The following is a 10549-nucleotide window of genomic DNA, read 5'->3' as shown; positions in this document are numbered from 1 at the left end:
GTGCACGTGGGGTGTGCGGGCGGGGCGGTGGCGGGTGGCCGGACGGTGGGCAGTGAGCCGGCGCGACGGGGCGCGGCCCCCGGGGCGGGACCGGCGGGCCGAGGTCGTCCCGCCACCGCCGGGGCGTGAGCGGGTCGAGGGCGATCCGCCGTCCGTGGCGGTGATCGGCGGCGGCATCGCGGGGCTGGCGGCGGCGACCGCCCTGGCGGAGCGCGGCGTGCGCGTGGTGCTCCACGAACGCGAGCCCGTACTCGGCGGGCGCGTCGCCGGCTGGCCCGTCGCGCTGCCGGACGGGACGACGGCCACCATGAGCCGGGGCTTCCACGCGTTCTTCCGCCAGTACTACAACCTGCGGAGCCTGTTGCGTCGCCCCGATCCCCGCCTCGGCATGCTCACCGGCCTGCCCGACTATCCCCTCCAGCACAGCAGTGGACTGCGCGACGGCTTCCGCCGGGTGCCGCGCACTCCGCCCTTCAGCGCCCTCGGGTTCGTGGCCCTGAGCCCGAGCTTCGGACCGCGCGACCTGGTGCGGCTGCGGCCGGCGGCGGCACTGCCGCTGCTCGACGTACGCACGCGCGACATCCACGCGCGGCTGGACGGCGTGAGCGCCCACGACTTCCTGGACGCGGTCCGCTTCCCCGCGGCCGCACGGCATCTCGCCTTCGAGGTGTTCTCCCGGAGCTTCTTCGCGGACCCCCGGGAGCTGTCCGCCGCCGAGATGGCGCTGATGTTCCACATCTACTTCCTCGGCTCCAGCGAGGGCCTGCTGTTCGACGTGCCGGCGGAGCCGTTCCCGCGGGCACTGTGGGATCCGCTCGCGGAGCACGCGGTACGGCTCGGGACGCGGGTGCGGACCGGCACACCCGTGGAGACCGTCCGGCCGGGCCCGTCCGGCGGTCACGTCGTGGCCGACGCCGCCGGTGCCCGGACGTACGACGCCGTGGTGCTCGCGCTGGACACGGGTGGGCTGCAGGGGCTCCTGCGCCGCTCGCCGGCTCTCGGCGACGCCGCCTGGCGCGCAGGGGTGGCCCGGCTGCGGAACGCTCCGCCCTTCCTGGTCTCCCGGCTCTGGCTGGACCGGCCGGTCGCCCCCGGCCGCCCCGGCTTCCTCGGCACCAGCGGGTACGGCTCGCTGGACAACGTCAGCGTGCTCTCCCGCTGGGAGGGGGAAGCGGCACGCTGGGCGGCGCGCACGGGAGGGTCCGTCGTCGAACTCCATGCCTACGCCGTGCCGTCGGCCGCCGTCCGGGAGGTCGAGGAGAAGCGTCTCGTGGAGCAGTTGTACCGGGTGTACCCGGAGACCCGGGAGGCCCGCGTGGTCGCCGCACGGCACGAATGGCGGGCGGACTGCCCGCTGTTCGCCGTAGGGGGTTACGCCGACCGTCCCACCGTCCGCACCTGCGACCCGACCGTGGTCGTCGCGGGTGATCTGGTCCGTACGGACCTGCCCGTGGCGCTGATGGAGCGGGCCGCCACGTCCGGGTTCCTGGCGGCCAACGCCCTGCTGGCACGGTGGGGCGTGCGCGGCGAGACGCTGTGGACGGTCCCCGGCCGGGGCCGCTCCGCGCTGCTGCGTGCCGCGGCCCGGCACTTCACCCCGCCCCACTGACCCGGCCCTCTGATCCGGCCCGCTGCTCTCACTGAACCGTCCCCTGAGCCGTTCCCTGCTCCGTCCCGTTACCCGGTCCCACTGCTTCCCTCACCACTGTTGGTCCGGCCGAACCCCCCGGCGAACGCGCGCGGTTGACGCCACCCTGCCACCGCCCTGCACCGCCCCGCGCCGCCCCGCGCCGCCAGGGGCGAGGCGCGTACGCCGCTACGCCCCCGTGCCGCCCTCCGCCCGGCCGGCCAGACCGCCCGCGCCGAGGGGCCCGGTGCGGCCCAGGGAGCCCTCGGCCTCCAGTCGGGGCAGCTCGTGGCGGGACAGGCGCAGGACCAGCGGCGGCAGTGCCGTGCGCCCGAGTCGGGCCAGCCGCAGCCAGCCCGGCACGTACACGGCGGTGCGGCGGCGCTCGACGGCCCGCACCAGCCGTGCGGCGACCTCGTCCGGCGAGTGCGTGCCGCGGGCCGGTGGCGGCAGGTGGGCGCGCAGTTCCCGCATTACCGGGTAGCGGTCCGCGTCGCGGATCATGTCGGTGTCGATCCAGTTGAGGTAGGCGATCCCCACCGCGACCCCGTGATGGGCCACCTCGGCGCGCAGCGAGTGGACGAAGGCCTCGACGCCCGCCTTCGAGGCGCAGTAGGCGCTCATCATGGGGACCGCGCCGATGGAGGCCAGCGAGCCCACCTGGAGGTGGTAGCCGGCGGTGCGCAGCAGGTCCGGCAGGAAGGCCCGCGCGGTGTGGGCGCTGCCGGTCAGGTTGACGTCGACGACCCGGCGCCACAGCCGCGGGTCCGACGTGGCGAACGGACCGCCCTCCGCGATGCCCGCGTTGGCCACCACGACCGACGGTGTCCCCAGGCGCCGGCGGACCTCGGCTGCCGCGTCCTCCAGTGCGGCGGGGTCGGTGACGTCGGCGCCGACGGCGAGCGCGGGTGTCGGCAGCCGTGCCGCCAGGGTGTCGAGGAGCGGCTTCTCCCGGCCGAGCAGGGCGATCCGGGCGCCACGGCGGGCGCAGGCCCGGGCCAGGGCGGCGCCGAGACCGCGGGCCGCGCCGGTCACCACGACGGTGCGGTTCTGGAGAGGGCTGTCGGTCACCGGTTCGGACCTTTCCTCGGGGCGTCGTCGCCAGGGCCGGGACACGGCCCCGGGGGGCGCCGGTCACGTTCCGCAAGGGCCGCAGGCAGGCTGGGCGGTACGGTCACCGCTTGTCGCCGACCCGGTCCCGGCTGGTCAGCGCCCGCTGGACACGGGTGAGGCAATCGAAGCGGTCGCGGCGCAGCGCGGCTCGCGCGGCGTTGGCACCGGGCGCCCCGTGCACGCCCCCGCCCGGGTGGGCGCCCGCGGAAGCCAGGAAGAGACCGGCCACCGGCGTCTCGGGCCGCCCGGTGCCGGGCACGGGCCGGAAGAAGAGCTGCTGGTGCATGGCGGTGGTGCCGCCGTTGATGGCGCCGCCTTCCAGGTTGGCGTCCATGGCCTGGAGCGTCGGCGGGGCGAGGACACGGCGGGCCCGGACCAGGTTGCGGAACCCGGGCGCGAACCGTTCCACGTGGCGTTCGACCCGGTCGGCCATCAGCTCGCGCTCCCTGCTGTCCCAGCGCCCCGTGATGCCCTCCTCGCCCGCGTCGGCCCGGACGTCGTGGGGGACGTGGGTGTAGGCCCAGGCGGACTCCGTGCCGCGCGGCGAGCGGGACGGGTCGGACGTCGTCATCTGGCCGAACAGGCAGAAGGGCCGGTCGGGCACCTGCCCCATGGCGATCTGCGCGGCGAACCGGGTCAGTTCGTCCAGGCCGTCGGCCAGGTGCACGGTCCCCGCCCCCGCCGCGTCCGCGCACCGCCAGGGCACGGGCCCGTCCAGCGCCCAGTCCACCTTGAAGGTCGCGAAGTCCCACTGGAAGCGCCGTACGTCGGTCAGGACCTGGTCCGGCAGGTCCGCCGGGGCGACGAGCCCGCCGTAGAGGGCGGGTACGGAGACGTCCGCGAGGACGGCCCGCCGGGCGGTCACCGTCTCCCCGTCGGCCGTGCGGACGCCGGCCGCCCGGCGCTCGCGGACCAGGACCTGCTCCACCCGGCGCCCGCAGCTCACCACGCCGCCGCGGGCCCGCAGGCGGCGCACCAGCGCCTCGGTGAGGGCGCCCGCCCCGCCGACCGGCACCGGGAAACCGTAGGTCTGCCCGAGCATCGACATCAGCCAGCCGAAGCCGCCGCTGCCGGCCGCCTCGGGCGCCAGGTCGGCGTGCAGGGCGTTGCCGGCCAGCAGGAGGCGCCCGCCCTCCCCGCGGAACTCCTCCTCGCCCAGGCGGCGCACGGGCAGGACCAGGGTGCGCGCCAGCCTGAGTCCGCCCCCGGCGCGCAGCCTCAGGGCCAGCCGGGCACCGGCGCGTACCGGCGGGAAGGGGGTGAACAGGGCGTCCACGATGCCGGCGCGGTAGCGGTCCCACACGCCGTGCAGGCGCTCCCAGGCGGCACCGTCGCCGGGCGCGAACGCCTCCAGGGAGGCGGCGGTGGCGGCGACGTCGCGGTCGAGGACGGCGCACCTGCCGTCGCTCAGCGGGTGGGCCAGTACGCGGGGGGCGTGGGACCAGCGCAGCCCGTGGTCCTCCAGGCCCAGTCCGCGCAGGACCGGGGAGGCGGCGGCGAGCGGGTAGAAGGAGCTGAACAGGTCGTTGACGAACCCGGGGGCGACCTCGCTGTCGTGCCGTACGGCGCCACCGGGTCCCGGCTGTTCCTCCAGGACCGTCACGCTCCAGCCGGCGTCCGCCAGCAGGTTCGCCGCCACCAGTCCGTTGGGGCCGGCCCCGATCACGACGGCGTCAGGCACGGCCGTGCCCGTGTCCGTGCCCGTGCCCGTGCCCGTACGCCACGGAACCGGTGGTGTCCGGCGGGTCCGGGCGGCACTGCCCGCCGGCCTGCGCCTCGCAGAGCCGGGCCAGCCGGGCCAGCATCGCGCGGTGGCGGATCTGGATCAGCGCCTCGACGCCCACGTTGTGCACCAGTCCGCCGGGGCCGCGCAGCGGGTGCTCGTCGACGATCACCAGGCACTGTTCGCCCCAGGGGCGCAGTTCGACGGAGATGCGGGCGGTGCCCAGCCGGCCCGCCTTCGCCTCGATCTCCAGCAGCGATCCCTCCACCACGTGCCTCACGACCGACTCGTTGTCCAGCCGCAGCGGCCCGAGCCGCACCTCGTAGGCGATCGTGGCGCCGGCCTGCGGCCACCGGCCGGTTCTGGGGGTGACCTCGGAGGGGCCCACCACCCACCGCGCGTACTGGCTGCCGTCCGCGAGCACGTCCCACACCGCCCGCGGGGTCGCCTGGATCAATCGATGCCGTACCGCCACGCGTGCCTCCCACGTCCGGTAGCCGTCACTGCGGACGCTGCACTGAGTGCCCCGTCCGCGCCGGGCCAACCCGGCGGCGCTCCCGGACCGCCCGGACCGCCCCTGACACCTCTCAGGTACCGGTCGCCCCCGTGCCCGCCTAACGTCACGGACGGGGGCGGCCGGCCGGTCCGGCTCGTCCCCGGCTCGGACCAGGACTGACGCGGATGCGGACGCAGACGCGGGAAGAGGGGGACCAATGAACCGCCGATCGCTGACGACGCTGCTCGCCGCCGGGGGCGCCGCCGCCGCCCTCGCGCTGACCGCCGTACCGGCCCAGGCCGCGCCCTACCAGGGCGGCAACTACGGCGCCTACGGGATGGAGGGGCAGTACCCCACCGTCTCCGGTTGCGCCGGGACGTTCAAGCAGGTCGGCTCCACCCGGTACGCGGAAGGCATGGCGCTGAAGTACTTCTACTCCGCCAAGTGCGGGTCCTTCGCCCGGATCGAGAACTCCCGGACCAACTGCGCCGCCGTCCTGGAGCGTTCCAACTCCGGCGCCGGGCGTGCCGACGGCTGGGTCTCGGAGACGGTCGACCCCGGCATCAACTATGCCTACTCGAAGATCGGCAACAACCTGAACGGGCGGGTGTCGCGGGCCCTGCTGACCTGTGACGGGCACGTCTGGGCGCAGACCGGCTGGTACTGACCGCCCCGGCGCACCACCGCGCCGTACCGCCGCGCCGACCGTGCCGGCCGCCCCGACGGGTGGCCGGCACAGTCCGTTGCGGGACGGCCGCCGCCGGGGTGTTCGGCGCCCGCTGCGCGGCGGACCTTCCGGGAGCGGATGTTCCGGAAAACGGAAAGATCCTGCATTGGCATGGACCTGATGACGCACGCTGGCTAAGCTCGGAGCAACCCGATGAGAGCGCTCTCAACTGCGGTTGTTCCACCCCACCTTGCTGGAACGACGAAGGGCAACTCCCGTGAGACGCACCAGACTCAGGCACCTCGGCATGGCCGGCCTCCTCATGCTCGGCAGCCTCACCGCGGTCGGCACCCTGCCGGCCTCGGCGGCCGAAACCCCCTCCCCCGCGGCCGAGCAGCCGGCCTCCGCCGGTCTCCTGGACGCCATGCAGCGCGACTTCGGCCTCACCCGGACCGAGGCCGAGGACCGGCTCGCGGCCGAACGCGACGCCACCGACACGGAACCCGCGGCACGGCGGGCGGCCGGAAAGGCCTTCGGCGGCTCGTGGTTCGACGCCGAGGCCGGAAAACTGACCGTGGCCGTCACCCAGGACGCGGCCCCCTCGACCCTGCGGGCGGTCCGCGCCACCGGCGCCGAGGTCCGCACCGTGGAGCACAGCGCGCAGGAGCTGGACGCCGTCAAGTCGCGCGTCGACCGCCTGGACGCCCCCGCCGGCGTCAGCAGTTGGCACGTCGACCAGAACGCCAACACCGTGGTCGTCGACGTGGTCGAGGGCAAGCGGGCTGACAACGATGTCCAGAAGTTCGTGAAGCAGGCCCGCCAGGCCGGACCGGTCGCGGTGCGTTCGGTGCCGTCGGCCCCGCAGACCTTCGCGGCGGGCACGGTCGGCGGCGACCCGTACTACACCGGCAACGTCCGCTGTTCCATCGGCTTCTCGGTGCACGGCGGCTTCGTCACCGCCGGGCACTGCGGGAACGCCGGCGCGTCGGTCAGCGGCTGGGACCGCTCGTACATCGGCACGTTCCAGGGCTCGTCCTTCCCCGACAACGACTACGCCTGGGTCAGCGTGGGCAGCGGCTGGTGGACGGTGCCGGTCGTGCTCGGCTGGGGCACGGTCTCCGATCAGCTGGTGCGCGGCTCGAACGTGGCCCCCGTCGGTGCCTCGATCTGCCGCTCCGGATCCACCACCCACTGGCACTGCGGCACCGTCCTCGCCCACAACCAGACGGTCAACTACAGCAGCGGCGCGGTGGTGCACCAGCTGACCAAGACCAGTGTGTGCGCCGAGGGCGGCGACTCCGGCGGCTCCTTCATCAGCGGTGACCAGGCACAGGGCGTCACCTCGGGCGGCTGGGGCAACTGCTCCAGCGGCGGGGAGACCTGGTACCAGCCGGTCAACGAGATCCTCAACCGCTACGGGCTGACCCTGCACACGGCCTGACCTGAACACGGCGACCGGAAACAGCCGGGGAAGGTGCCCGCCAGGGCTCCGGCGGCCCTCCCCCGGTTCGTCCGGCCGGACGGGGCGTCCCACCGGGGGCCATATGTCTCGGCCGGCCCCACCGGGTCGTAAGGGGCGCCATGGGTCCTGGCCGGCCCGGCGGGTCGGACGTCCCTTCCCCGACGGGTCGGACGTCCCTTCGGCCAGACGGGTCGTCACACGTCGCCGAAACCCGGCTCCGCCTGCTCCGTCCCCGTCGCGGTCCCCAGCCGGCGGTAGGCGGCCCGCGCGTGGACCAGACGGGCCAGCGCGGTGCCGACCAGGGCGGCGCCGAGCAGGCAGGACAGCCAGAGCGCGTCCCGCCGGCCGGCCCACGTCAGGGTGCCGGCCGGCGGGACGGCGAATCCGTTGAGGGTCAGCCAGCACAGGAGGGCGGTCCCCGGCGCGGCCGTGAACCGGGCGCAGAGCCCCAGCAGCGCCGCCAGCAGGGAGAGGGCGACGAGGGCGAGCCCCGGACGGCCGGCCCCCACGGTGCCGTTGAGGAGTGCCACCAGGGTGAGGGCGCCGCCGAAGGCCCCCGCCCACACCAGCGGAGCCGCCACCGGCCGGGGAACGGGTCTGGCACCGCTTCCCAGGGGCACCCACTCGATCATGCTGACGGCTCCTTCCGGTCCCGGACGGGTCCGACCACGACGTCGGGCACCACTCCTGTGGGCAGATTGTCCCACCGGCAACCGGTGTGCCGCGTCGGGCGGGGGCGACGACCGGCCACTCGCGGCGCGCGCCCCCGGCGGCGCACCGGCCATGACCGCCCGGTGCACCCCGCGCCCCGCCGCGCCCCCTCGCCGACGCGGGGCTCGCCACACCCACCTGCATCGACATGCCTGCATCGACATGGTGCCGCGGCCCTCCGGCGGCCCGACCCCCCGGGCCCGCCCTTTCGGGCGGACGACGGGAAGTGAACGACAGGCCCTAACGCTCCGCCTCCGCGTGCTCCCGGGCCGGGACGGGTTCCGGCTCCGGTGCCGGCCGGCCCGTCGGCCCGGCCCCCTCGTCCGCGTCGCTGCCGGGCGCCGTGGTCGGCCACCGCGCCCCGGGGAACAGCCTGGCGGCCGCCCGCAGAGCGCCGGCGAGCACGTGCGCCCGTCCGGCGACGATGGGACCGAGCACGGCAAGGACAAGGACGTACCCGGCGATGAAGGGGGCGAGCCGCGCGTCGAGCCCGGCGCCGGCGGCCATGGCGGCCAGGATCAGCGCGAACTCGCCGCGTGCGACCAGGGTGGTGGCGATCTCGGCGGCGGGCTGGGCGCCGTAGCGGTAGACCCGGGCGACGCACAGTCCGGCGGCGATGTTCATGATGACCGTCAGCACCGCGGCCGCGGCGACCGGGACGGCGACGGAGGCGATGTCACCGGGGTCGATGGCGAGGCCGAAGGCGAAGAAGAAGATGGCCGCGAAGGCGTCGCGGAGCGGGTGCACCAGTTCGCGGATCCGTGGCCCGGAGGGGGTGCCGGCGAGGATCAGGCCGACCATGAACGCGCCGATGGCGTCCGCCACGCCCAGTACCTCGGAGACACCGGCGACGAGCACCGCGGCACCGAGGAAGCTGATGACGAGGAGTTCGTTGTCCCTGGTGTGGATCAGCCGGCCCACGAGCCGGGTCCCGTAGCGCGCCGCGGCGGCGAGCAGCAGCAGGAAGCCGAAGGCCTTGCCGGCCTGCAGGGCGATGTCCGCGACGCCGTGGGCACCGGCGATGATCGGCTGCAGGGCGGCCAGGTAGAGCGCGAGGAAGATGTCCTCCACGACGATGACGCCGAGGATCAGCCGGGTCTCCGGGCGGCCGATCATGCCCAGGTCGATGAGGATCTTGGTGACGATCGCGGAGGAGGAGATGCCGAGCACGCCCGCGAGCACCAGCGCCTCGCGCATGCCCCAGCCGAGGACGAGGCCGAAGACCAGCCCGGCGCCGACGTTCAGGAGCAGGTAGATGCCGCCGGCGCTGAGCAGCCGTTTGCCGCCGCGCTTGAGGTCGTCGAGGTGGAACTCCAGGCCCAGGTAGAACAGGAGCAGCACCAGTCCGAGCGCGGAGAGCATCTCGAAGTCGTGCGCGTCCTCGACGAGTACGAGACCCGGGGTGTGCGGGCCGAGCAGGATGCCGGCGAGCATGAACAGGGGAATCGTCGGAAGTCCGATCCTGCCGCCGAGGCGGGCGAGGAGCGCGGCGGCGAGGAAGGCGCCGCCCATGGCGAGCAGGGTGTCAGCGTGTCCCACGGGTCACCGCCCTCGAACGCGCGGCGGGTGGGCAGGGCTTCACTTGACGGGGATGGATGCGGGTTCTCCTTCATCTGTGGTGCGTCGTCGTCTGCGGTGCGTCGACGGCGGGACGGCCTGACGCCACCCCGCCGGCGTCGTTGCCGTGACGCCGCTCCCGGATCCGGACGGGGCACCGGCCACCGCGGCACCCGGGGTGCGGACGGCACCCTCTGAACGGACCGCGCGGCAACGCCCGTGAGCGGGCTGGACGAGGCTTCCCCGCAACGTCCCCCGGGCCCACGGACAGGCCCTCCTGGCGCGGCGTCGGTCAACGGTCGCACGCCGGTCCCGCACGGAACCATCGGGGACGGCACCCACATGGTCCGGTGGCCGACACCCATGGCCTGCCGAAGCCGCCGGAAACTCCGCGGCGCCGGGGGAGGATGCGCCGCGACCGACTCGGGGATTCCGGTCGCGGCGCTTCCCGCCGCCCCGGTCGCGGGAGGACGACGCGCCCCGGAGCATGCACCGCGTCTTCCCCGGGCCCCCGCCTTGACACTGCACCAACCGAGTGAGCGTCGCGCCCCGGTCGACACCGGCCGAGTTGGCGTCGCGCCCCGGTCGACACTTGCCGAGTGAGCGTCGCGCCTCCGGGCAGGACGGCGGCGAGGTCCCGGACGGGGCCGGGCGGCGGGCCCAGGGCGGCGCAGCGCGTCGCCGTCGATGACGTCGTCGTGCGGCAGCGTGAAGTCGCGGACCGGCTCACCGCCACGGCGCCGGGCACCGCCTCCTCCGGCCGGGCCCCACGGCCGCCGCCGACAGGAGGGCCGGCGCGGGCCGCACCGCCTTGCCGCCGCACCGGGAGACCCCGGGCGCCCCGTCGGCCTCCCACCCGCCCCGGTGGCGGCCGGCGACCAGCCTCTCCGCCGTCGGCAGCGACTCGACCGCGGCCCGCAGGGCGGGCGACAACGGGCCGTCGGCCCGGTCCAGTCGGGGCAGGGCACCTGCCGGAGCCGGGTCGGCGGTCCGGGACACGCTCACCGGAGCGGCCCGGATCCGTGACCACGGCCCCAGCGCACCATCACGCCTCCCCCTGTACGCCGTGCCCCCCCCCCCCGGGCCCCGGGGGGGGGGGGGGGGGGGGGGGGGGGGGGGGGCCCGGGGGGGGGGGCGGCCGGCGGGGGGGGGGGGCCGGGCGGGGCGGGGGGGGGGGGCCCCGGGGCGCGGGG

The 10549-nt window shown here is 75.6% G+C and carries 8 protein-coding genes; 3 read left to right on the top strand and 5 right to left on the bottom strand.

Annotation, left to right across the window (positions count from 1 at the left end; all coding sequences use genetic code 11):
• The first annotated feature begins 52 nt into the window (after nucleotides 1-52).
• Nucleotides 53-1609 carry an FAD-dependent oxidoreductase gene (locus HZS56_RS35780; protein WP_216724981.1) on the top strand — a complete coding sequence of 519 codons (1557 nt, stop codon included), beginning with the start codon at nucleotides 53-55 and terminating at the stop codon, nucleotides 1607-1609.
• Between the two features lie 207 nt (nucleotides 1610-1816).
• Here HZS56_RS35780 and HZS56_RS35775 read toward each other — a convergent pair whose 3' ends face one another.
• From HZS56_RS35775 to HZS56_RS35765, 3 genes are all read right to left on the bottom strand, one after another.
• Nucleotides 1817-2698 carry an SDR family oxidoreductase gene (locus tag HZS56_RS35775; RefSeq protein ID WP_216724980.1) on the bottom strand — a complete coding sequence of 294 codons (882 nt, stop codon included), beginning with the start codon at nucleotides 2696-2698 and terminating at the stop codon, nucleotides 1817-1819.
• 103 nt (nucleotides 2699-2801) lie between these two features.
• Nucleotides 2802-4421, bottom strand: a complete 1620-nt coding sequence (locus tag HZS56_RS35770; RefSeq protein WP_216724979.1) for a phytoene desaturase family protein — start codon at nucleotides 4419-4421, stop codon at nucleotides 2802-2804.
• Nucleotides 4414-4938 carry an SRPBCC family protein gene (locus HZS56_RS35765; protein WP_216724978.1) on the bottom strand — a complete coding sequence of 175 codons (525 nt, stop codon included), beginning with the start codon at nucleotides 4936-4938 and terminating at the stop codon, nucleotides 4414-4416. The genes HZS56_RS35770 and HZS56_RS35765 overlap by 8 nt, the downstream gene beginning before the upstream one ends.
• Nucleotides 4939-5176: 238 nt before the next feature.
• On the opposite strand from HZS56_RS35765, the gene HZS56_RS35760 reads away from it, so the two are divergent.
• Nucleotides 5177-5626, top strand: coding sequence for a hypothetical protein (locus HZS56_RS35760; protein ID WP_216724977.1), 450 nt, complete (start codon nucleotides 5177-5179; stop codon nucleotides 5624-5626).
• Nucleotides 5627-5903: 277 nt separating this feature from the next.
• Nucleotides 5904-7067 (top strand): S1 family peptidase, encoded by a 1164-nt coding sequence (locus HZS56_RS35755; protein WP_216724976.1) that lies wholly within the window; start codon nucleotides 5904-5906, stop codon nucleotides 7065-7067.
• 215 nt (nucleotides 7068-7282) lie between these two features.
• On the opposite strand, the gene HZS56_RS35750 is transcribed toward HZS56_RS35755, so the two are convergent.
• Nucleotides 7283-7720: a hypothetical protein gene (locus HZS56_RS35750; RefSeq protein ID WP_216724975.1), complete on the bottom strand. Its 438-nt coding sequence runs from the start codon at nucleotides 7718-7720 to the stop codon at nucleotides 7283-7285.
• Nucleotides 7721-8039: 319 nt separating this feature from the next.
• Nucleotides 8040-9338 (bottom strand): cation:proton antiporter, encoded by a 1299-nt coding sequence (locus HZS56_RS35745; RefSeq protein WP_308408235.1) that lies wholly within the window; start codon nucleotides 9336-9338, stop codon nucleotides 8040-8042.
• Nucleotides 9339-10549: the final 1211 nt, after the last annotated feature.

The organism is Streptomyces mayonensis, assembly GCF_018982965.1.
GTDB classification, from domain to species: domain Bacteria; phylum Actinomycetota; class Actinomycetes; order Streptomycetales; family Streptomycetaceae; genus Streptomyces; species Streptomyces mayonensis.
This window is presented reverse-complemented; position numbering and strand designations above follow the sequence as displayed.

What these genes read in the sequence shown, in the direction of transcription:
- HZS56_RS35750 (WP_216724975.1), bottom strand. Translation starts at nt 7,720, where the DNA reads ATGATCGAGTGGGTGCCCCTGGGAAGCGGTGCCAGACCCGTTCCCCGG.
- HZS56_RS35760 (WP_216724977.1), top strand. Translation starts at nt 5,177, where the DNA reads ATGAACCGCCGATCGCTGACGACGCTGCTCGCCGCCGGGGGCGCCGCC.